Origin of the sequence: Coprococcus sp. RTP21428st1_C9_RTP21428_210409, assembly GCF_040227395.1 — a bacterium.
In the GTDB taxonomy this organism is placed as follows: Bacteria; Bacillota; Clostridia; order Lachnospirales; family Lachnospiraceae; genus Coprococcus; species Coprococcus aceti.
The window spans coordinates 1-24,408 of sequence record NZ_JBEHVV010000001.1 but is presented as its reverse complement, the minus strand read 5'-3'; the positions used below and the strand labels follow the sequence as shown (position 1 = coordinate 24,408).

19 protein-coding genes and 1 riboswitch are annotated in these 24,408 nt (G+C 43.3%); all 19 genes read right to left on the bottom strand.

Features of this window, described 5'->3' with window-relative positions:
* Positions 1–18: 18 nt before the first annotated feature.
* Positions 19–699: a DUF4956 domain-containing protein gene (locus ABUA34_RS00095; protein WP_055224592.1), complete on the bottom strand. Its 681-nt coding sequence runs from the start codon at positions 697–699 to the stop codon at positions 19–21.
* Between the two features lie 93 nt (positions 700–792).
* Positions 793–1,479 carry a polyphosphate polymerase domain-containing protein gene (locus ABUA34_RS00090; protein WP_349822639.1) on the bottom strand — a complete coding sequence of 229 codons (687 nt, stop codon included), beginning with the start codon at positions 1,477–1,479 and terminating at the stop codon, positions 793–795.
* 420 nt (positions 1,480–1,899) lie between these two features.
* On the bottom strand, positions 1,900–3,261 hold the full coding sequence (gene gdhA / locus ABUA34_RS00085) for an NADP-specific glutamate dehydrogenase (RefSeq protein WP_022216903.1): 1,362 nt from the start codon (positions 3,259–3,261) through the stop codon (positions 1,900–1,902).
* Between the two features lie 248 nt (positions 3,262–3,509).
* Complete coding sequence (locus ABUA34_RS00080) at positions 3,510–4,004, bottom strand: Lrp/AsnC family transcriptional regulator (protein ID WP_015534003.1); 495 nt, start codon at positions 4,002–4,004, stop codon at positions 3,510–3,512.
* 247 nt (positions 4,005–4,251) lie between these two features.
* On the bottom strand, positions 4,252–5,067 hold the full coding sequence (locus ABUA34_RS00075; RefSeq protein ID WP_349822638.1) for an HAD family hydrolase: 816 nt from the start codon (positions 5,065–5,067) through the stop codon (positions 4,252–4,254).
* Positions 5,068–5,221: 154 nt separating this feature from the next.
* A complete protein-coding gene (locus tag ABUA34_RS00070) occupies positions 5,222–5,581 on the bottom strand; it encodes a hypothetical protein (protein WP_349822637.1) in 360 nt (119 codons plus the stop codon).
* A 66-nt stretch (positions 5,582–5,647) separates the two neighbouring features.
* Complete coding sequence (locus ABUA34_RS00065; RefSeq protein ID WP_349822636.1) at positions 5,648–6,022, bottom strand: hypothetical protein; 375 nt, start codon at positions 6,020–6,022, stop codon at positions 5,648–5,650.
* A gap of 107 nt (positions 6,023–6,129) precedes the next feature.
* The gene (gene gltA / locus ABUA34_RS00060; protein WP_119202885.1) at positions 6,130–7,530 is read right to left on the bottom strand and encodes an NADPH-dependent glutamate synthase; all 1,401 of its coding nucleotides are present in this window, start codon (positions 7,528–7,530) and stop codon (positions 6,130–6,132) included.
* Positions 7,530–8,417, bottom strand: a complete 888-nt coding sequence (locus ABUA34_RS00055) for a sulfide/dihydroorotate dehydrogenase-like FAD/NAD-binding protein (RefSeq protein WP_022058413.1) — start codon at positions 8,415–8,417, stop codon at positions 7,530–7,532. The genes gltA and ABUA34_RS00055 overlap by 1 nt, the downstream gene beginning before the upstream one ends.
* A 233-nt stretch (positions 8,418–8,650) precedes the next feature.
* Positions 8,651–8,956 carry a hypothetical protein gene (locus tag ABUA34_RS00050; protein ID WP_055224589.1) on the bottom strand — a complete coding sequence of 102 codons (306 nt, stop codon included), beginning with the start codon at positions 8,954–8,956 and terminating at the stop codon, positions 8,651–8,653.
* Between the two features lie 309 nt (positions 8,957–9,265).
* Positions 9,266–10,969, bottom strand: a complete 1,704-nt coding sequence (gene ptsP, locus ABUA34_RS00045; RefSeq protein ID WP_349822635.1) for a phosphoenolpyruvate--protein phosphotransferase — start codon at positions 10,967–10,969, stop codon at positions 9,266–9,268.
* Positions 10,970–11,104: 135 nt separating this feature from the next.
* Positions 11,105–11,368: an HPr family phosphocarrier protein gene (locus tag ABUA34_RS00040; protein WP_022216909.1), complete on the bottom strand. Its 264-nt coding sequence runs from the start codon at positions 11,366–11,368 to the stop codon at positions 11,105–11,107.
* A 401-nt stretch (positions 11,369–11,769) separates the two neighbouring features.
* Positions 11,770–13,836 (bottom strand): PTS fructose transporter subunit IIABC, encoded by a 2,067-nt coding sequence (locus ABUA34_RS00035; RefSeq protein WP_349822634.1) that lies wholly within the window; start codon positions 13,834–13,836, stop codon positions 11,770–11,772.
* 103 nt (positions 13,837–13,939) lie between these two features.
* Positions 13,940–14,842, bottom strand: a complete 903-nt coding sequence (gene pfkB / locus ABUA34_RS00030; RefSeq protein WP_118649871.1) for a 1-phosphofructokinase — start codon at positions 14,840–14,842, stop codon at positions 13,940–13,942.
* The gene (locus tag ABUA34_RS00025) at positions 14,842–15,591 is read right to left on the bottom strand and encodes a DeoR/GlpR family DNA-binding transcription regulator (RefSeq protein ID WP_022216913.1); all 750 of its coding nucleotides are present in this window, start codon (positions 15,589–15,591) and stop codon (positions 14,842–14,844) included. Before ABUA34_RS00025 ends, pfkB begins: the two co-directional genes overlap by 1 nt.
* Positions 15,592–15,987: 396 nt before the next feature.
* Positions 15,988–16,920 carry a cation diffusion facilitator family transporter gene (locus ABUA34_RS00020; RefSeq protein WP_015534011.1) on the bottom strand — a complete coding sequence of 311 codons (933 nt, stop codon included), beginning with the start codon at positions 16,918–16,920 and terminating at the stop codon, positions 15,988–15,990.
* 175 nt (positions 16,921–17,095) lie between these two features.
* A riboswitch (NiCo riboswitch) is annotated at positions 17,096–17,179 on the bottom strand.
* A 73-nt stretch (positions 17,180–17,252) separates the two neighbouring features.
* Entirely contained in the window at positions 17,253–20,021 is a 2,769-nt protein-coding gene (locus ABUA34_RS00015; protein WP_349822633.1) for a glycoside hydrolase family 3 protein, read from the bottom strand.
* 125 nt (positions 20,022–20,146) lie between these two features.
* Positions 20,147–21,001, bottom strand: a complete 855-nt coding sequence (locus tag ABUA34_RS00010) for a Fic family protein (RefSeq protein ID WP_349822632.1) — start codon at positions 20,999–21,001, stop codon at positions 20,147–20,149.
* Positions 21,002–21,267: 266 nt separating this feature from the next.
* Positions 21,268–24,408 (bottom strand): RICIN domain-containing protein (locus ABUA34_RS00005; RefSeq protein WP_349822631.1); only part of this gene is annotated, 3,141 nt, incomplete at its 5' end.

Below are 24,408 nucleotides of genomic sequence, written 5' to 3'. Positions count from 1 at the left end.
TGCCTTATCAACTGACTTCTACAATGTCATGTCCCCCGAATCCACCTGTGCCAGCATGATCTCAAGGTTGCCATTTCTCACTCTGAGCTTATCTATCATATCCTTCTGATTTGTGTGCTTCTTAAGCTTCACCACATATGTAAGCTTGAACAGGCTTCCCATGTTGGTCGTCTTCACATTTATCAGTCTGTAACTGTCTGTACAGTCGGCAAGTATCTCATCAAATGCCTCTGTATAGTCGAGATTTTCAGGCACGGTGATCTTCAGGGCTCTCTCTTCATCCCTTCCGCCGCCAAATCCAGTAAGGCTGCAAATGAACATCGCTCCGCCTAGTATGGCGGCAAATAATACTGCATATCCTATAAATCCCATTCCGGTCACAAGTCCTGCTCCCATCGCAAGGAATATGGCGCATATCTCCTTTGCCGAACCTGGAACCGATCTGAACCTTACAAGGCTGAATGCACCTGCCACAGCAACACCCGCGCCAACATTGCCATTTACCATCATGATCACCACGCACACAACCGCAGGTATAAGTGCCAATGTCACCAAAAAGCTCTGTGTATATTTACTCCTAAACGCGTACACCCCTGCAAGGAATACGCCTATCACAAGAGATACCGCTATGCAGATCAGAAACTCCTGCACCGTTATCGTTGTCGCCGTTCCAAATATACTGTCAAATAATCCTGTCATCTTCTATCTCCTCCTGTCTATGTTTGCCACTTTATCATTTAAATAATTCGTCTTTTTTAGTTTCTGGCTTTAAATATATATGATCCACTTATGTCAGCCTACCATCTGTTTATACGCCTCTCCATACTTTGAAAATGACGTCTTGTATGCTCCATACTTTGTCAGCAGATGTGACAGCCACAGCGGGAACCCACCTGCCATCTTGATCTCCATCAACACCTTATATTCTGGTATGACCTTGTGCCCATATGGTTCTTTCTGAAGTGTCAGATCGTCATTCTGCCACAGTATATTGTAATCAAACGTGATCCTGAGCTCCGGATCATCTATTCCTTTGTAGGAATCTCTCTCATACGAGAGAACCACCGCAGGCTCCAGATCCCTGTACACCTGCATGAAGTAATCTATCTCCCTTCCTATCTGACAATCCTCGTGCAGCGGCTGACCGCCCACCAGATAATCCATGGCCTCCTGTTCAGGCACCTCCAGCCTCCTTTTGTACACAACAGATTTGTATTTCTTCTTGAGCTCGATAAAAACCTCTGAATCGTCATCCGGGACTCCATAGCTTCTGAGCCTGAGCTTCTCTTTGTAAACCGGCTTTTCTATGGAGTCTCTGATGAGCCTGTGGGAAGGAGTGTCAAAATATATGTTAATGATCTGGCTATGTGCAAACCTGTCCGGCTGCATATACCTTATCATTTCGCTCATTATCTGCTCGTACTGTTCTCTATCTAACATGTACTTAAGTTCATATCTTTTAAACGTGTTGTCTGCCATAAGCATCATCCTTTCTTTACCTTATCTCCTCTTGATGATGCTATAATAGCCTGTAAAACTTAAACGAACTTTAAATATAAAAAATTGTCTTCGGTGACTCCTGTTGGTGTGTATTCTCTACGTTGTATATCCAATCGGTAGTGCCGGCGACCGAACTTTGACGCTTCTGTGCCGCCGCAGAGAGTTAGGCGCCCTTATCTTGCTTGGCGCGGCGTACACGATGGAAGCAAAGTCAAAGTGAGGGTAGACAAACGTGATTGGATATACAACATAGAGATTACACCAACAGGAGTCACCGAAGACAACCGCAACGCAAAAACGTCCATCTGCGGATCACTCCACAGATGGACGTCTATAGTCTTATATTATAATCTTATGTCTAGTTGATTTGAAGATGTGGCTCTCGTCAAATGCTTATGATTAGCAAACACCCTGAGCAAGCATAGCGTCAACAACCTTCTCGAAGCCGGCGATGTTAGCACCTGCAACATAGTCTGCGTTTCCGCCAACTGTCATGTCGTATCTCTTTGCTGCATCTGAGATGTTAGCGTAGATTGTCTCCATGATTCCCTTGAGCTTGCCATCAACTTCCTCGAATGTCCATGAAAGTCTCTCGCTGTTCTGGCTCATCTCAAGAGCTGATGTAGCAACACCACCTGCATTTGCAGCCTTACCACCAACGAAGAGAACACCATTCTCCTGAAGGTACTTAGTAGCCTCAAGAGTTGTAGGCATGTTAGCGCCCTCTGTTACTGAGATAACGCCGTTTGCAACAAGCATCTTAGCATCGTCAAGGTTAAGCTCGTTCTGTGTAGCACATGGAAGAGCAAGGTCACACTTGATTGACCATACGCCGTGATCATTTGCATCCTTCTTTACATGGTACTCAGCTGATGGTCTAGCAGCAGCATAAGCATCAAGACGTGCTCTCTTAACTTCCTTAACTTCCTTAAGAAGTGCAACATCGATTCCTTCTGGATCGTAGATCCAACCTGTAGAATCTGAACATGTAACACACTTAGCACCTAACTGATGTGCCTTCTGGATTGCGTAGATTGCAACATTACCAGCACCTGATACTGCACAAGTCTTGCCTGCGATATCAATGTCATGATCCTTTAACAGTGCGTTTGTAAGGTAAAGCAGTCCGTAACCAGTAGCCTCTGTACGAGCAAGTGATCCACCATATGTAAGTCCCTTACCTGTGAGAACTCCCTCGTATGATCCACGGATTCTCTTGAACTGACCGAACATGAAACCGATCTCTCTAGCGCCTGTTCCGATATCTCCAGCTGGAACATCGACATCAGCACCGATATACTTACAAAGCTCTGTCATGAAGCTCTGGCAGAATGCCATGATCTCTCTGTCTGACTTACCCTTAGGGTCGAAGTCTGAACCACCCTTACCGCCACCGATTGGAAGTGTTGTAAGTGAGTTCTTGAAAACCTGCTCGAAACCAAGGAACTTAATGATACCAAGGTTTACTGATGGGTGAAGTCTGAGACCTCCCTTGTATGGTCCAATGGCATTGTTGAACTGTACACGGAAACCTCTGTTGACCTGTACCTGTCCGTTGTCATCTACCCATGGTACTCTGAACATGAGCTGTCTATCTGGCTCTGTGATTCTCTCGAGGATAGCATTCTTTCTGTAAAGCTCCTCATTTGCCTCGATACAAGGTCTGAGTGAATCAAGAACCTCTGTTACTGCCTGTAAGAACTCAGGCTGATCTGCATTCTTCTTCTGTACTATCTCGAGTACTTCATCAACATATGACATAGTAAAAATCCTCCTAAACTGATTATATATCGTGACCTGTTAATTATTTTCTGACCACGCTCCCTATTATAGTATAGGAAATTAAGATTGTAAAGAAAAAACTTGTGAAATCTAAGTATTTTTTTGTTTTTGCTTAATTTTCCCCTGTTTTTATCAATTAAGCTTATTATTTATAAACATTCTTCTTGTTTTGGGGTATTTCCCGCTGAGTTAAACGTCTAAAGTCTTTTCGACACAGTTTTCACTTTTTACTTCTTCTCCTCATCGTGGTGAAGATCATTCTTCCAGTATCTGCATCTGTGCTTTACATTTGTGGAGAATACGATCTGAGTCTTGGTCTTGCCAAATCTCTGAAGTTCGCCAACAAAATGATCGAGATCTGCTGTTGTCTTGAAACGTACCTCAATGAGCATTGAGTAATCTCCTGTCACACAGTTGCACTCCACAACATTTAACACGCTGTCTATATATGGATAGAACTCAGCCTTCTGCTCAGGTGAAACCTCCAGATTGATAAATGCCTTGATATAATGACCCATAGCCTCCGGGTTGAGCTTGGTCGTAAATCCCTCAAGCACGCCCTCGGCAAGCATCCTGTCTATTCTTGTTCCAACTGCTGTAGGTGACATGGACACCTCAGCGCCTATATCCTTGAGTGATACACGTGCATTGTCCTGAAGCATGGCAAGTATCTTCTCATCCACCTCATCCAGTCTGTAGTATATCAGTTCTTTCTTTTCCATAAGATGTCTTCTCCTTCTCACTTTCTAAGGCAATTACAATATTATCCTACATAACCGCAATTGTCCTTTTCCCTATTCAAGCACCTTATCTCGTGGTGCAACTTGTGTTTCACAATCATATTAGCATATTTACTTAAGATTATAAATGTGTAGTGTCATTATATACCCTGCTCTGCGCAAATTACAACCTGATTTTTATGTATATTTACCGTTATACTCAACCTGGATTTTTACCCATAAGTTTTCGTCATTTTACGATATAATTATCCTCAAGCCAGTGCGCCACCCCATCCTCATCATTGGATGAAATAACCGCTGTGGCATACCTTTTAAGCTGTTCATCAGCATTTTGCACTGCGTAGCTTTCGTCAGCAAGTTCAAACATATCTATATCGTTCCTGCCATCTCCAAAGGCAACCACCCTGTCGCATCCCAGAAGTTCCTGCAGCTGTTTTATTGCATTGGCCTTGGATGCCGCAAGCGGCATGATCTCCAGCCATTGTTCATCCGTATAAATGTCTTTCTGATATACACAGTGAAATTTATCCTTATACTTATCGTACAACGGCTTTAATTTTTCCGGACTGTCAATGCAGGTTATGTAGAAAATATCTCCCACTTTCAAGTTCTCCACAGACTGTACTACATTCGTCCTGACATCCCCCTGTCTGCTGAGCAGGAACTTCTTCATACCATCTGTGCACAGCTCCGAGACATATGAAAACTTCTCCTTGCCATCTATCTGCGCATACACTATCGGAAATATCTGATTACCGAATAGATCATCAAGCACCTCTCCTACCGATTCATCAAAGTAATTTGCAGCAAGAACTTCACCGGTAAGATTGTCTACTATAAACGCCCCATTGTATACGATCAGTGGAATTTCTGCCCGCAGTCCGCTTGTCACCTTCTTCGCTGTGATAAGTGAGCGCGCCGTGGCATAAGAGAATATCATCCCTCTGTCTGTCAGATTATTGATTACACTGTTTGTATACTCGGATGTGGTCTCATTACTGCGAAGAAGCGTACCGTCCAGATCTGATACATATAAAGTTTTCATGTTGTCACCCACCTATCTCAATTTTCTGCAATACATGCTATTTTTCTACAACTCACACATTTTCATACAACGTACACTATTCCTATAACGCTTTCGTTTTCCCACAATTCACTCGATTTTCAATTTTCTACTACATACTATTTTCCATAACATTCTATCTTCTGTACAGGATCTCCACATCGCCGTCCACGAATCCGGCGGCAACAGCCTCATACTTCTTCAGCTCATCGGCATATTTTCCCTCTGTGAGATACTTTCTGATCATCTCACAGGAAATATCAAGTATCTCCTCCCAGCCGGTATCCTGCTGCCATCCGTACAGGTCCTCCCCGGTGGTGAACTCCTCGTAACAATTCCAGTCCTCATCCTCCTCGTCAAAATAAGTTGAACTTATCAACTGGATCGACCAGTGCAAGTCCACCTCTTCATATATATTGAAATTGATTGCCACACCAGGTAACGGCATATTCTCATCTAAAATTCTGTCTAACCATTTTGCAAATTCATCGTACATATCTATTCCCCCTGTTCGTCACGTTTTTTCCTACAAGTCTTTACTGTTATTTCTATGTTCAACCTTCTAATCCTTCTCATATATAAATGTCGTATCTCCTATGGTGCATTTCAGATATTTTCCATCTATCGTGCCCGTTGAAAAGCTAAGAGTATCCGTCATCTTAAAGTTGTACTGATTATTCCCCGTCTGTTCCACCTGCAGATTGATAGTCTTATCCCCCATCGCCTTACCGGAATAGTAAAATGTTGCAGTATCACCACTTATTTCATAGATCTCTTTTGTGTCCTCACTCTTGACCTTATACGTCTTGCCATCTGGTGTCTCACTTTTTACAAGCACCCATTTTCCATCCAGCGTCTCAGTCTTACCACACGCTGTAAACGCAAACACACATACCACTACCAGTATCACTGATATCATTTTCTTTATATTCCCCATTTTATTTCCTCCCTTTTGAATATCTGTCATCTAAGTTATTTTATCAAAAAGGCTGATGTGAAGTCTTCACTCTTACACATCAGCCTCATTTTTATGATTCTATTTAATTACTTGTTGTTCTTGATGTACTCATCAATTCCCTTTGCACCAGCTCTGCCAGCTTCCATTGCAAGGATAACTGTTGCAGCACCTGTTACGGCATCACCACCGGCATATACGCCTTCCTTGGTCGTCTGTCCGTTTGATTCTTCTGCAATGATACACTTCCACTTATTTGTCTCAAGTCCCTCTGTTGTCGATGAGATAAGTGGGTTTGGTGAAGTTCCAAGCGACATGATGACTGTGTCAACGTCCATTGTGAACTCTGAATCAGGAATCTCAACAGGTCTTCTTCTGCCGGATGCATCAGGCTCGCCGAGCTCCATCTTCACACACTTCATACCGCAAACCCAGCCGTTCTCATCCTCAAGGATCTCTGTTGGGTTTGTGAGGAGATCAAATATGATTCCCTCTTCCTTAGCGTGGTGAACCTCCTCAACTCTGGCTGGGAGCTCCTCCTCTGAACGTCTGTATACGATATGTGTCTCAGCGCCAAGTCTGAGTGCTGTTCTCGCTGCATCCATAGCAACATTTCCACCACCGACAACGGCAACCTTCTTACCTCTCATGATAGGTGTATTTGAATTCTCGTCAAATGCCTTCATGAGGTTGCTTCTTGTGAGGTACTCATTTGCTGAGAATACGCCGTTGGCATTCTCGCCTGGGATACCCATGAACTTAGGAAGTCCTGCACCTGATCCGATGAACACTGCGTCAAATCCCTCATCCTCAAGGAGTGAGTCAATGGTAACTGACTTTCCTACTACTACATTTGTCTCTATCTTGACTCCAAGTGACTTGATGTTCTCGATCTCCTTGGCAACTACCTTCTCCTTTGGAAGACGGAACTCTGGGATTCCGTATACGAGAACTCCGCCTGGCTGGTGAAGTGCCTCGAATATAGTTACGTCGTAACCCATCTTTGCAAGATCTCCGGCTGCTGTCACACCTGAAGGACCTGATCCGATGACTGCCACCTTATGACCATTCATCTCCTTTGCAGGCTCTGGCTTGATTCCGTTCTCACGGGCCCAGTCAGCAACAAATCTCTCAAGCTTACCGATGGATATCGCCTCGCCCTTGATTCCTCTGATACACTTCTGCTCACACTGTGTCTCCTGTGGACATACACGGCCACATACAGCAGGAAGTGCTGATGACTCGCTGATGATCTTGAATGCCTCAGCGAAGTTGCCCTCCTTGACCTGAGCTATAAATCCAGGGATATTGATAGATACAGGACAGCCATTCATACATGGGGCGTTCTTACATCCTATACATCTTGAAGCCTCAGCCATAGCCTCCTCTTCATTATATCCATAACAAACCTCTTCAAAATTCTTTGCACGTACCTGTGGCTCCTGCTCGCGAACCGGCACTCTCTTCCAAACATCTACTTCTATAGCCATTACTTGTCACCTCCACAGTTTCCACATCCGCCATGATGTGTATCGCCCTCTTTTGCTGCAAGGAATGCTCTGCCCTCTGCAGTCTTGTAGAGCTGCTGACGCTGCATAGCCTCCTCAAAGTTCACCTTGTGACCATCGAACTCTGGTCCATCTACACACGCGAACTTAACCTCTCCGCCTACTGTCACACGGCAGGCACCACACATACCTGTTCCGTCTACCATGATAGGGTTAAGGCTGACAACTGTAGGAATCTCAAGCTCCTTTGTGAGCTTACATACAAACTTCATCATGATCATAGGTCCGATGGCAACACACACATCATACTTGTTGCCAGCGTCTACAAGCTTCTGGATCTCATTTGTAACGACACCCTTGCTTCCATATGAACCGTCATCTGTCGTGATATACAGGTTGCCGGCTACCTTCTTCATCTTGTCCTCAAGAATGATGAGTGACTTGTTTCTTCCTCCGACGATGACATCAGCTTCGATGCCCTGCTCGTGGAGCCACTTTACCTGTGGGTATACAGGCGCTGTTCCAACACCACCTGCAACGAAGAGGATCTTCTTTTTCTTGAGCTCTTCTATATCTTCTTTGCAGAACTCTGATGGACATCCAAGTGGTCCAACGAAATCCGCAAATGAATCTCCTGCCTTCTTATTCTTCATCATCTCTGTAGCAGCTCCGACTACCTGGAATACTATAGTGATGGTTCCGTCCTCTCTTGAGTAATCGCAGATAGTGAGAGGAATTCTCTCTCCATCCTCTGAACCTCTGACAATTACAAACTGTCCCGGAAGACATTTATTTGCAACTCGTGGTGCAACCACGTCCATGAGGTATATGGTCTCTGTCAACTGTTCAACCTTAGTAATCTTATACACTCTGTGCTCCGTCCTTTCCGACAGCCAAATCTGACTGTTATGATCATTTTATTCTGTAAATGGGTGCAAACGCCCCTATTTATACACGTACGTACTTAATTTAGCAAAAAATATCAACAAAATCAAGGTATATGTAAAAATAGCACTGTTCTAAAAATTATCCTCAGGTGCAAAAAATCCCGCCAAAAGAGAAATTTTTCTCTCTGGCAGGGACTATTATATCTTACTTTATATTACTGTCTCTTTCGCTTCGCCTTGGCCTTGAGCGCTTCCTCTTTCCTTCTCTCGTTCTCCTGAATTATAAGCTTCTTCATTCCCTCCAGCTTTTTCTGGTTCAGCCTTATCTGCTCAAGCTCGCTCTCCGCTACTTGCTGCGCCTCTTTGCTCTGGAAGGTGACAAACTTGTCAAATGCTCCCGGATAGGCAAATGTCTTTTCTACATTATTATAAGAAAATACAATTCTTATATGGCTTCCATCACATTCCATCACACTGCCTTCACCAAACTTCACATGGTTTACTTTTTCATTCTCAAACATTATTACATCCTCCTATCCATATTATTTCCATCTACAATACAAATGAAACAGACGCACTAAAATTGCTATATGATACGCCTGCCTGTTTCGATTCGCAAGGCTTACTCTGATCACCAAATGTTCTTCCTGCTACTAAATATACTGTAACAAAAAAATCGGCACTTTTTCCAGTTAAAAATGCCGACTTTTTTATTTTCGTGAAAATAGTCACTACGAGTCATGGTTTTTGTTCATTATTGTTTTCTCAAACACATGAAACATACAAAAATGTGCTCATATTTTTACCAAGCCATATTGTGCACTTTTAATCTATCTTACATTTGCTTTGAGAAGTTCCGCAACCTCCGTCTCTGTTGCAAGTGAGAGTGCCTTTGCTGCCAACTCATCTGCTTCAGCCTTCGACCACTTGGCTATCGTTCCTCTTGTCGCAAGGACTGAAGTGGCACTGACTGAAAACTCTCCCAGTCCAAATGATATGAGGAGAGGTATGAGCAACGGATCTGCTGCCGCCTCACCGCACATGCCTACCATGATGCCCACTGCATTTGCCGCCTCAATGATATTCTTCATGGAACGGAGGACTGCAGGATTGTAGGATGAGTACAGATAAGCAACCTTAGCGTTGCCTCTGTCAACCGCCATAGTGTACTGCGTCAGGTCATTTGTGCCTATGCTGAAGAAGTCTGCCTCCTTTGCGAGCAGGTCTGCTATGAGACTTGCCGCAGGAGTCTCTATCATTGCACCGACCTGGATATCCTTGTTGTATGCTATATTCTCAGCGTCAAGCTCCGCCATGAGTTCCTTAACAAGAGCCTTCACACTTCTGATCTCATCAACACATGTGACAAGCGGTACCATAATCTTGATATCGCCAAATGCACTCGCACGGAGAAGTGCCCTCAGCTGTACTCTGTATGAATCTTTATTCTGCAGACAATATCTCACTGCTCTGAAACCTAAGAACGGATTGTCCTCTTTCTCAAGTCCAAGGTATGGGATATCCTTGTCACCGCCCACATCAAGGGTTCTGATGATAACCTCTCTGCCCTCCATGTTCTCAGCAGCCGCCTTGTACGCCTGGAACTGCTCTTCCTCAGATGGGAGCTCCGATGCGCCCATGAACAGAAACTCTGTTCTGAAAAGGCCAACGCCCTCTCCGTCACATGCAGCAACCTGCTTTGCATCCTCCGGATTACCAATATTGCCATACAAATGTACCTTTACACCGTCAGCTGTAACTGTATCTTTGCCTCTATATACCTCAAGGAGAGCCTTGTCGCTAAGATATTTCTCTCTCTTTGCCTGATATTCGTCTATCTCTTCCTGTGACGGATCAAGTATGCAGATTCCATCGCATCCGTCAACTACTGCTGTCATACCATCTGAAACCTTGTCCACTATTCCGTCCACGCTGAGTACCGCCGGTATCTCCAGCGCCCTCGCAAGAATAGCAGAGTGGGATGTCTTGCCTCCAACCGCAGTGATGATTCCTGCCACATTCTCCTTGACGATTCCCGCTGTCATGGATGGGGTGAGATCCTCAGCCACAAGAATCGTTCCGGCTGGAACCTCTGATATGTTCACGTCCGGCGTGCCAGTAAGTATCTTGAGCATTCTCACCTTGATGTCGCCGATATCCGTTGCTCTCTGTCTTGTGAGCTCATCATCCGCCATCTGGAACATTCCTGCAAACATGTCACATGTACTCTCAAATGCCGCCTCTGCACAGGTTCCGCTCATGATGGCACCTTTTGTTATCTCATCCATCCCCGGATCTGTGAGGAGAAGTATGTGTCCTTCAAGTATCTCGGCATTGTGCTCTCCGACACTCTCCTTCATAGCCTCTGCCATGGCATGAGTCTTCTCTGTAAATGCTGCAACTGCATCGTCATATCTCTTGATCTCTGCATCTGTATCTGTGATCGTTCTGTTCTCATATTCCGGCTTTGCGTCAGATATGATCACAACCTTTCCAACGCCGTAGCCGGCTGAACCCGCGATTCCTTTTTTCATAAGAAAACCTCCAATTATTTTATATACAACAAATGGTACTCAATCTGAGTACCATTTGTCCGTAACATTTACTGAAGTCTGATATCAGATTTCACTTATCATTTTCCTACTGCGACGTTAGAACATCTACTCGCTCTACTCGCCGAATCCTGACTCGATGAGCTCAACTGCCTTTGCAAGAGCCTCCTTCTCGTCTGCACCATCACACTCTACTGTAACCTCAGCACCACACTTGATGCATGCTGCGATGATCAGCATCACGCTCTTGGCATTGATCTTCTTGCCTGCTACGTCGAGAGTTACTGCGCATGAGAACTTTGTCATCTCCTTTGCAAACACTCCTGCTGGTCTCATATGAAGTCCCTGTTCATTTACTACTTTTACTGTCTGTGCTACCATAATTTCTTCTCCTTCTTTTACGGACGGACCACCGGTATTCATTATGAAGCTTTGGGCTAATGACACATCCTTTTCAGGGTCGCTCCCGCTTATTTCGACCTGCAGCGGTACTAAGGTGCCGCTTATCGCGCCACCTAAGGACCGGCGGTCTCAAATTCCCTTCAAAGGATGTGTCAGTATCCAGCAGCCAATCTATTCTGTGCGTGGTCCTGTCTCTTAATAAAATCTTATATTTGTGGAATTTCGTGAAATAATCCTGTTTCATTCTAACCATATGGTATCACAGCCAGATGACCTGCCATCTTTACTTGATCCATATTTTTATCAGATTTCTTTCGCAAACCCCAATTGTATAAATTATAACATTCTGTCGTTTTTTGTGCATTACTTTTGTGCATTTTTTACTCCTGCACGTTTCTCTTGATAAGACCGAGCATGATACATGTGATCACTGATCCAACAAGCCATGAGATAATATATGGTAACCAGTTGCCTACGGTTGCGAATACGAAAATTCCGCCGTGAGGTGCCATCAGTGTACATTTGAACGCTGCTGACATTCCACCTGCAACTGCTGCGCCTACGAGTGTACATGGTATTACGTGGAGTGGATCTGCTGCTGCAAATGGTATTGCGCCCTCTGTGATGAATCCACACGCCATTACGATGTTTGATACTGTTGAGTTTCTCTCTGCCTTTGTGAACTTCTTAGGGAAGAAGATGCATGCAAGGGCAATTCCGAGTGGAGGTACCATACCACCTATCATCACTGATGCCATTGAGATATAGCATGCCTGAACTGCCGGGTCTGAGAGCTGTGCGCCACCTGCTACAAGCTCTGACGCTGTTGCCAGAACCATTGTTCCGTATACGTAAGCTGCCTTGTTGATAGGACCGCCCATGTCTATCGCCATCATACCTCCGAGGATGATTCCAAGTGGGATGAGAAGGTTTTTATTTGCAAGGGCTGTCAGCATATCTGAAAGTCCTGTATTGATCAATCCAATAATCGGATTGAGTACAAATATCATAAGTACTGCAACTATAAACATACCAACAAGTGGATATATAAGTGTTGGCTTGATTCCCTCCAGCGACTTAGGGAATTTGGAGCAGATCTTTCTAAGAAGAAGAACCACATATCCTGCAAGGAAACCTGCTGCGATACCGCCGAGGAAGCCTGATACTGTGTTTCCGCCGCCTTCTGCGACGAAACCAAACTTTGATATAAATGACTGGAATCCGCCAAGGTTATCTCCTGCCCATACATAACCTGATAGTGCTGCATTACCGGAAGATGCCAGGATACCACCTAGGAAACCAACCGCAAGTCCCGGTCTGTCCGCTATGGACTCTGCTATAAATCCTGCAAGTACTGGAACCATCACGCCCATCGCCAGGCCACCGGCATACTTGAAGAATGCTGAGAGCGGCGTCATGGAACCGAAATTGGCACCACCTGTTGCACCATATCCGCAAAGTGTATCTATAAGGAATGCAAGAGCTGTGAGGATACCACCGCCGATTACGAATGGGAGCATGTGTGATACTCCGTTCATAAGATGCTTGTATATTCTGCTTCCTACACTGCCATTTGCACTGCTTGACTCTTTTCTGCCGCCCTCCTCGTGATGAACAGGAACCTGACCATCCACGATCTTCTGGATGAGCTCCTCAGGCTTGTGTATTCCATCTGCTACTCTTGTGAAAAGAACCGGCTTTCCATCAAATCTTGCTGTTTCAACATTCTTATCAGCCGCAACTATGATACCATCACAATTTGCGATCTCTTCATCAGTAAGAATATTTTTTGCTCCGCCTGAGCCATTTGTCTCAGCCTTTAAAGCATATCCCATCTTGGCGCCGGCCTTCTCAAGTGCCTCGGCTGCCATATATGTGTGAGCTATTCCTGTAGGACACGCTGTAACTGCAAGTACTCTGAACCCTTTCTTCTCAGGAGCCTTCTCAACCGTCTTTTCCTCAGTCTTCTCCGCTGTCTCCTCTGGGAACTTTGCGTTCTCGTATTTGTCAACGACTGCAAGGAATGCATCCTTGTCTGCTGCCTTCAGAAGCTCTGCTCTGAAGTCCTCATCCATGAGGAGCATAGACAGTCTTGAAAGTACCTCAAGATGTACATCTGATCCGCTCTCTGGTGCTGCGATCATGAAGAACAGGTTTGATGGCTGTCCGTCAAGTGAGTCGTAATCAACTCCATCTGGAACTGTCATAGCTGCAAGTCCAGGTCTCTTGACTGCCTTGTTCTTGGAGTGAGGGATCGCTATTCCTTCTCCTATAGCTGTTGAGCCCTCTTCCTCTCTCTTAAGTATTCCTTCTTTGTATGTTTTCTTGTCTGAGATGTTGCCTGCTGCATCGTGCAGGTTTACAAGGTAGTCGATCGCTGCATCCTTTGAATCTACCTTTACACCCAGAGCAATGCTTTCCTTTGATAAAAGCTCTGTGATTCTCATAAGCGTAACCTCCTCTTAAATAATCAGCCGCATCCACATATGCTGCTGTGCGATATCTGAATCTCCTAAGTATTCCCTCTCACGACGGAACACGTACGTTTTACTATAATTGCTTGTAGAGTTCTTCTACTTTGTCCGCTGTGGCAAGGCCTTCTGAAAATGCTGTGGCACTTCCGGTTGCTGTTCCTCTCTTCAGCGCTTCCATGTAATCGTGATCCTTCAGGTAGCTTGCTGTAAAACCTGCCACCATAGAATCACCTGCCCCTACTGAGTTCACAACTGTTCCCTTTGGAACTCCGATCTTGTGAACCTCTCCTGTCTCTGTGATAAGTATTGCTCCATCCCCTGCCATGGATATGAGTACATTTCTTGCACCCATGACCTGAAGCTTCTTCGCATACTCAACAATCTCGTCGTCTGTCTTTAAGACAACTCCGAACATCTCGCCAAGCTCATGGTTATTCGGCTTGATGAGGAATGGATGGAACTTCAATACATTGAGCAAAAGATCCTTTGTCGCATCCACCACGATGTCGATGTTCCTGTTCATAAGCTTCTCCATGATCTGCTCGTATATGTCAGATGGAAGTGATGCTGGTATGGTTCCCGCAAGTATCAGGCAATCTCCCGACTGGAGCTTGTCTAGCTTGTCAAACATCTGCTGAAGCTCATCTTTCTTAATGTCGGGTCCCTGTCCGTTGATCTCCGTCTCCTGTTCTGCCTTGATCTTGACGTTTATCCTGCTGAGACCATTCTTCAGCTGGATAAAATCTGTCCTAACTCCCATGGCCTTGACTCCGTCCTCAATCTCCTTACCGGTAAATCCGGCAACAAAACCGAGAGCTACGGAATCAACTCCTATGTTCTTAAGTACGGTTGAGACATTGATACCTTTGCCGCCATAGAATATGGCTTCTGACTTACTTCTGTTCACCATTCCAAGCTCAAGGCTGTCCATCTTGACAACATAATCGAGCGCCGGATTGAATGTCACCGTATAAATCATTATCTGAGTACCTCCTTTACAACTGTGGCGTCTATGTACTTATCATTTACAAGTCTGTCAGTGATAATACAGGCTTTTTCGATTGCCGCAAATGTCACTGCCGTCACCTTGTCGAACTTGCTGCTGTCGGCAAGGACTATGCTGGCATAAGATCTGTTCACCGCTTCCATCTTCACCATAGCCTCTTCCACATCGACCGTTGTGAATCCATAATCCATATGGATTCCATTTGTTCCAAGAAAGCACTTTGTGAAATTGAACTTTTTCATGGAATTGACCGCCTCGGCTCCGATGATTGCCTCTGTGATCGGCTTTACAAGTCCGCCTATCATATACGTTCTGAGGTTCTTCTTGAGAAGCCGCTTGGCATGTGCTATTCCATTGGTGACAAATGTAGCATTTGTTTCGCCGATATAGTCGATCATGAGAGCCGTGCTGGTTCCTGCATCTATAAATATGAAATCTTCATCATTGATCATAGTTGCCGCGTATTTTGCAATGGCACTTTTCTCTTCGACGTTGAGCTGTGCCTTGGCTGAAACCGGTGCCTCATTGGTGATATATTCATGCTCAATCGCCTTGGCACCACCATGGAATCTCTTGATCTTACCCATATCGTCCAGAGCTATCAAATCTCTTCTTATAGTAGATTCTGACGCTCCCGTGATCTCCGTGAACTCTGCAACTGTCATAGACTTTCTCTCTTTCAGTGCATCTAAAATCGCTGTGTATCTATCCTCGGTCATCATAATAATTGCCTCCTGCCTTTTAAGTATGTCTCCTGTATATGTGTTTTCGTGTTTGTGTATTTTCTTTTTTCGTGGCTTTTCAGAATGCATATATCTGCATCCGGTGCTTTTAACTTTTCTTTAGGATAACATATTTTTTGACTGTTTTCAATTATTTGTGATTGTTTCAAGGTGATTTTTACTTGATTTCAGTCACTTTCAATCAATCTATATGCATAATATCATCGTAAATGAAGATTGTCAATCATTATTCTGCATATTTTTGAAGATTTCTGAATTATTTTGATTGTTTTTGACTATTTGCAGGTTTGGTACTCGTTTTGCAGCTTCCAACACACAAAAATAAGACACAGACCAAATCTGATCCGTGCCTTACTCTGCGTTATCAATCTATGATTATTCTGCCACATCCGCAGGATTGACATGCACCATCACATGCTTTACCTTTGGAAAATTCTTCTCTATTCCCTCATGGACCTCTTCCGCTATCTCATGCGCATGTCTTAATGTATATGAACCGTTTACACCTATCTCCACATCTACATATATTTTGTTGCCAAATATCCTTGTGTGAAGAAGATCAACACTGAGAACTTCTTTCTGGGCGAGCACAAAATCCCTCATCTCTTTCTCTGTCTCTTCATCGCATGAGTGATCCACCATCTTATCCATGGCATCCTTGAAGATATCGTATGCCGCCTTAGCTATGAATACAAAGATAACAATACTTGCAATGGAATCCATAACCGGGAATCCCATCATCGCACCACCGATACCGACAAGCGCGCCGACCGATGACAGCGCATCTGATCGGTGATGCCATGCATCTGCCATAAGTGCGCTTGAATCTATCTTCTTCGCATAGTGTCTTGTGTACCAGTACATTATCTCCTTTGTGACAATGGATACAACAGCCGCCACCAGTGCCAGCATCCCCGGTTTCTGCAGGCTTTGGTAATTGCCACCGATTATGTCCTTAACCGCCTGCGAGCCGATCTTGATACCGGTATACAGCAGCACTATAGACAACACGATCGCTGCCACACACTCAAGCCTCTCATGGCCGTAAGGATGCTCCTTGTCGGATTCCTTCGACGCTAGTTTTACTCCAATTATCACTATTATGGTGCTGAACACGTCTGATGCTGAATGTACCGCATCACTTATCATTGCATTTGAATGTGCAAATATTCCCGCAAATAATTTGAATACTGACAACAGTACGTTCTGTACTATCGTTATAAACGATACTTTATTTGCAACCTTTTTAAACTCATCCTCTGATACGGCAGATGCCGCCATCGTGTTTATTTTGTTTGCGCTTTCCATATAATCAGCCATCCTTTCCTAATGAACACCAGTCTATTGATAATCACCTTAATCAAAAGACCGATGCTGTGCGATCAATAAATTTCAGAAAGCTCTTATCACTAAATATATGTGGGAGATTTTATAGAATGTCTAAAAGAGTATAAAAAAACACCCACGACTCAGTATTAGTAACTACTGTCCCGTGGATGTAAAGATTCCACTGCCATGATGGCCCGACTCCTTGGCTTACACCAATGGTCTGCTCAGTTTGTACTGTAGATTTATATGCAGTGCAAAGAGTTAATTTAGGTTACCATCTATGGCAGTCTATGTCAATATTTATTTTCAGATCAAAACTCTTTTTCAAAACTGAACTTAATATCCTTGAGATCAAGTCCATTCGATTTCACATACAGTCGGAGCACATTGAATCTGCCGTAAAATTTGACCTCTTTCCTGATCACAACATCCTTGCCGTCAGTTCCGTTAAATGTGAAGTTGCTCACAGGGAATCCGTTGAAAAACAGGGTACACGGCAGCTGGGCAAGCTTTTCGAGTGTCGAGCTTCCCCTCAGGCTCACCTCATACTCTCCCGGATGTTCAACATCAAGGGCTATGACATAATTCGTGTCGGCGGTGCTGGCCTTCTCTGTCAGATCTATAAGTATATCTCTGTCGACATTGATGTATTCCACATCATCAATTGAAAAATCGTCCGCCTGCTTTGGACGGTTTATTATCTCTACCTCTACAGGCTCTCCCACAAGACGCTTAAATGCATTCGTATTCATGGCAAAGTTACACACATTCTTTGCAATTCTCTGAAGCTCAGCTCTCAATATACGTCCGTCCTGAAGTGCCTCTATGACATTATCTCCGCCCATGTTCTTCGAGCCGTCCGGGCAGCACATATACATGTCATTCTGTGCCTGTATCATAGTCGCAAAGTCATTTGCATCCGGCTCCATACCCCTGCGGTTGATGGATGCCCACCAATCTGTCATGACCACGCCTGTAAATCCCCACTCATTTCTGAGTATCGTGGTATTCAGATCATAACTTCCTGCGGTGTAGAGACCATTTACCAGACCATATGTTGTCATAACAGAGTCGGCATATCCCGACTTGACAGCTATCTCAAATCCCTTCAGGTATATCTCCCTGAGTGCCCTCTGGGAGATGACCGAGTCCGTCGTATGGCGGTGATACTCCTGATTATTTCCGCAGAAATGCTTGATCGTTCCGGACACGCCGCTGGACTTAAGTCCCTCTAACTGTGCAGTTGCAATGGAACCCGTAAGGTATGGATCCTCGGAGAAATACTCAAAGTTTCGTCCATTAAGCGGGTGACGGTGGATATTCATTCCCGGTCCAAGAAGAACCTCAACCTTATTTGCTGTCATCTCAAGTCCGAGAAGTGCATACAGTCTGGTGTTCAATTCTTTGTTAAATGAACATCCGCACAGAGTGCCATTTGGAAGTGAGAATGCCTTCATACCTGAGTCGAGTCTCATTCCCGATGGTCCGTCATCACAGCACACCGACGGAATCTTATGTGCGATCAAATTTGGCGATACCCCGGCAAATGCTGACGCTGTTCCCGCCGTCACAAGAGAACTTCCCATTCCCTCGCCGCGGACAAAGCATGCCAGATCCTCATCATCAAACTGCGCTATGAACTCATCCATGGTGGCCCTGCCTTCCCTTACATCAAGAAGCGTAATTCCCTTGTCACCGGTAACCGGTATCTCCTCCGGCAGTTCCTGCTCTCTCCTGTCATACATATCAACAGTGACTAGAGGTGTCTCCTCATACTCTATAAGCATCCTGCCGTTCTCATCACAGAATGGTTTCATGCGGTCAAACTTCTCATAAGGTGCAAGTGCCTCCTGAAGCTTCTGAAGCTCCACAGTCTCGGCAAGCTCAAAGAACAGACACTCTGTTGTATTTCTTATGCTGTTTCCTACATGGATAGTGTAGTCTCCAGCTTCAAGCACATAACAGTTTCTATGGCCCGTGACTCCCGAATCGTCAAATGATGCCATACGGTCAAGCGGAATCTCAAACTTCAACTCATCGCTGAGTCCCGGAACAAGCTCCTTTGTCTTTGCAAAATCAATGAGTACTCTGGATGGCTTGCCAAGCCTGCCCTGTGGCATCTCACCGTACACCTGGACAACCTCCTTGCCAAGTCTCTTTCCTGTATTTGTGACTTTGACACAGATATTCGCCACACCTTTTTCAAAATCCATGCTTGCATGCTTTACACCGATTTTGAAGTCTGTGTATGACAATCCATATCCAAACGGATATCTGACCTTATCCTTTGCAAATGTCTCAAAGTAACGGTATCCCACATAGATATCCTCAGCGTAGAAGTTTCTCTCTTCGCCGCCGAAATTGTCATACGCAGGATAATCCTTGATATCGTAGGCTATCGTGTCTGTGAGTTTTCCTGAAGGGCTGACATCTCCTACGAGGACATCAGCCACTCCATATCCTCCGACCATTCCACCCTGCCATACATACATGCAGGCATCCGGGGAAATCGTGTCAAGAAATGACATATCTATAAGACCGCCGACATTCAAGAGAACGACCATCTTCTGGAAATTCTCTCTGACAAGTCTAAGCATATCTGTCTCTATATCAGTGAGCATAAATGCTCCTTTTTCAAGTGTATTGTCCTTGTCCTCACCAGCTGTTCTTGCAATTATCACTATGGCTGAATTCGACTCGCCGGCAGCCTCCTGCACGAGCTCATCTGTAACCGGCATCTCCGCCTGTGACCACGGCTCCTGTCCCCAGCCAAGTCCCAACTCCACAGGATGTTCCTTATCCCATGCGGCATAAGTCTCTGCCAATTTCTGATTGACATTCACATCCTTGCACTCATTAAGTGCATCAAGGATTCCTACCACTCTGGCAACATTCACCATGCCGCCCGAACCGGTTCCACTCTTATAATAATGGTTCTGCATACGTCCAAATACAGAAACCGTCTCTCCCTGCTTAAGTGGCAGAGCTTTGTTGTCGTTCTTTAACAGAACCAGTCCCTCTGCAGCCATCTCACGGGCTGTCTTCTCATATACTGCCCAGTCAAGTACTCTATCTTCCATGTATTTAACCTCCGTTGGGTATTTCAAACTTTTTGTGTTTTTCTTGCAATTTATATTTTACAGTCAGTTTCGTTTATTTGATATGGAAAAGTTGTTTTATTGCATTACCTGATGACATAACTTTTCTACTGCTTTACATATCTCTGGTTTCTGCTGTTAGGTTTATCAGGCAATGTCATCTTTATCAGTCCAAGCTCCATCGCCGGATTTATATAATTGTTTCTAAGGGTCTCTTTGGACTTAAGCCCCAACGCCTCCATTATGGAATTCGACGTATACGGAACATCATATTCCATGACCGCCAGCATCCGCTTCACATACTCTGAAACTTCAGAATTTGATCTGTTTACCTGCAAGATGACTTCATCCAAAATCTGATTTATCATATTGAGCATGAATTCTATAAATATGTCCGAGTTGCCTTTTGTATGACATACCGCTATCGCATCATAATATTCATTCTGAAACCGCTCAATCTGGCTCTCCAGCGGTATATATTCAAATACGCTTCTCCACCTATATAAGAGAACTGTATGCCACAATCTTGCCATTCTTCCATTTCCATCTGCAAATGGGTGAATAAACACAAACTCATAATGAAATATTGCAGATAAAATAAGTGGGTGAATAACTCCCTCATCGCCTTTTCGGAATATACCGGACTCGCGGGCGGTTCTGTACGTCAATATTCCATGAATCCTTTTCAGGTCTGATATACTTGTCGGATCTATTTCGGGGATCTTCTCATAGGCTACGTATGCATTTTGCACTTCCTGTATTTCCTTTTGATCGTCAAGAACCAGATGTCCATTTATTACATCTCTGACATCATTCAATGATAACGAATTTGCCTCTATCTTTAGCGAAGAATGAATTGATCTTATTCTGTTGTTTCTGCGCAAATGTGGTTTTGACTCCAGCTCTTTATGACTGGTAATCCTTCCAACTTTTTCAGATATCTCTGAAACAAGTTCAAGCATTTTATTTGAGATCGTATATAGTGGTATATAACCGCTCATCAGCTCACCTCAATCTTGCTTATTATCTTACCAATTTATTGTGGGATTTTCAATGATGTTTATATACATATCGCAAGATCCCAATGTAGGAATTTGAAGAATCAACGCAAACAACGATAAGCATTAATAAAAAACTACTCTACAAAGCATTGCTTTGCAGAGTAGTTTGTCTACAGTCTGAGACTAAATTTTCTAGACTTTCCCCTATTTTTTATATGGCATAAAAATTATTTAACTTTTATCTTCTTTATACCACTATAACTTCCATATATTTTCTGTGATCCTACGATCTTATAACTTCTCACCCTTACATAATAGATTTTACCAGTCCGCTTCTTAGTTAATGTCACTCTATACTTCGAGTACGGCTTTATTGTATATGTATTTACAGACTTTTTAAATTTGCTATCAAGAGCTGTTTGAATCTCATAGCCACTTACCTTTGTATCTTTAACATACTTAACATATATGCTTGACTTTTTCTGTGATTTGATTCCCTTTATTGCCTGTATCTTAGGCTTTACAACCACTGTTACCTTCTTTGTTGCGGCCTTATATGCGGTCGTCGCTGCTACATAAATGGAAACAGTCACCTTACCTGTATTTTTAACAATCATTTTTCCAGTCTTATCAATCGAAACTACATTGTTATTAGAAGACTTGTATGATATTTTTCCATTTCCATTTGTCTTTGCCTTTATGGTAACAGACTTTCCGCCATATACCAAAGTATAATTTGCAGCATTCGTTGTTATTGTCTGTGTCTTTTTAACTACAGGCTTTTTGGTTATCTCAAAAACACATGTTGCTGTACCTGCATAATAATCCTCTGTCTCTGCAACATATGCCTTAATTATATACTTTCCTTCATTAGATGGTACAGTATTTGAATACTTGTTACTTCCTACTTTAGAATATGTATATGTAACTTTACCCTTTCCATCATTTCCTGTAAGAACTGGAGAAGATGGGCGATCACCAACATGCCAGCCCGCCATCATCAAAACAAGATTATTGAGTGACTTTTTCGTTACAGGCTGTAAACTACTATATTTATCTGTAATTGTAAACTTACAGGTTGCAACTCCACCATAATATTCATCAGTCTCTGCAACAACAGCTTTTATTATATATGTTCCCGCCTTTGTTGGTATAGCACTTGTGTACTCTGTACTTCCAACTGATGCATAGCTATATATTACTGCGCCATTGCCCAAATTGCCTGTCAAAATTGGTGTTGATGCATTTTCGCTTATATCCCAATCGTCAAGTATTAATACTAAGTTATCCAATAATTTTTTGACTACCGGAGCTGGCTTACTATTGTTATCCGTTATTGTGAACGTACATGTTGCCACTCCAGCGCAATATCTATCAGTCCCTGCTACCTCTGCCTTTACAGTATATGTTCCTGCTTTTGTCGGAAATTCTGCTGTGAAAACATCGCTTCCCTCTGGTGCATATGTATATGTTACCGCACCATTACCATCATTTCCAAGTAATACTGGCTGTGATGCCGTTCCGCTCAAATCCCAATCAGACATTTTAACTGCAAGATTACTTAATATTCTTTTTGTCGCAATGGTCAAGATATTACTTCTACATCCAGTATAAATTTCGTTCTTATTTTCATATGTACATATACCATATGCTTCTACCAAATAAGTATATGTAGTATTCTGTTTTAAACCAGATATAACACAAGAGGTTGTTGAACCATTTGCTATATCCTTCACCTTTGAATATGTATCATCATTCTGATTATACAAATAAATATTATATCCATCTGCTCCTCTTACTGAATCCCATGATATGTTTACACTATCAGCAGAATACTTTACAAGTGATGCATTTGTAGAATCAAGATACAAGCCATGACATTCGGCACCTGATGCACCTAAACAATAATCATTTGCTGCATTAACCCTGTACTCATATGTTATTCCTGATATACAATTTTTATCTTCGTATGTATCTATGTCTTCTCCTGAAACAACTGCTATTCTAGAATAGTCACTGTCCGTTGCCTTCTTACGATACACTTCGTATTTTGTTGCACCTGACACGGTATCCCATGATAACCGGAAACCGCCCTGTATTGTTGTCAGACCGAGAGCATTACAAGTATCAAGGCTTGTTGCCACCTTCTTTATTGTGAATTTCTGAGCTGAACTCTCATTTTTTTCATACAACCACACATTTGTACCATCTGCCGAGCCATTGCTATCTATATCAAGTACCGCATCTCCACATGATGCGTTTATAAAATAAGCACCTTCTGCTCCTCTCACAAACCACTTTTGCGCAGTCGTATTATTTCTTGTATATACTCCTACATTCGTTTCATTTTCCTGTCCCCAATTAGTATCATCAAGAGCTTTATCAGAAGCATTGTTTATTATTTCATATGATCCGCTTTCTCTCTTTCTAAAATGCCAAAGCTGATTTTTCTGTCCCGAGGCGGTTCTTATTGTCACATTGTCATCGCTATCGGCTGTCAAATACTTACCATTTCCTGTATTGATTATATTTGCGTAAAAGTCATCTCCTAAGTTAACTATCGAACTATCATATCCATATGTACTTACTGTCTTCACTGCTTTCTTCTGACGATGCTCTTTATCATTATAAGGTATTGCATATATATCAATTCTATAATGTCCTTCTTTCGGAATTGTAAATTGATAACTATTTGCATTTACATCTCCGTTTGAACCTGTTGCTCCACCGATGCACTCTTCCCCAGTATCAGTATTGGTGATGATTAACCAATAATGTAAGAAATCACTCTGACTGCTCGTTTTATTCCACGTAATATTTATTTTATCTCCAACTATGTAACACTCTCTGTTTGTTGTAATCGTTGGAGTTGTCATTTCTCCTGAAGCCCCACTCAAAGCACTTATGTGTAATACTCTTGCACCAACATCACACCCATTACTCCATGTGTGTGGATCACACCATTTTCCAAACGCTCTAGGAGTATTATTTCTAGCTCCGTTATGTGCGTAATAGGTTGCATAACCACTACTATTATATCCTCCACAAATCATTATATGTGGTCTGTATGTATGCGTATTACACCACTCTATTACAACATCTCCAGCCGCAAGAATATCTCCATCCAGACTTTTTGTCGCCTGTCCAGATGAATCAAGCTTTAAAATCTGTCCTTGTACTCCAGTTGCATTTGATACTGCATTATAACAATTTGTCGTTATTGTCTCAGTATTTATTGATATACCACCAGCCTGTACACACCGAGAAACAAATTCAGCGCATAATCCTACACCATCATTCCAATGACTTGCTGCATATTGTAACGCTGCTTCAGCGTTATATCCAGCAGCCTCTACTTTATCAGCTTT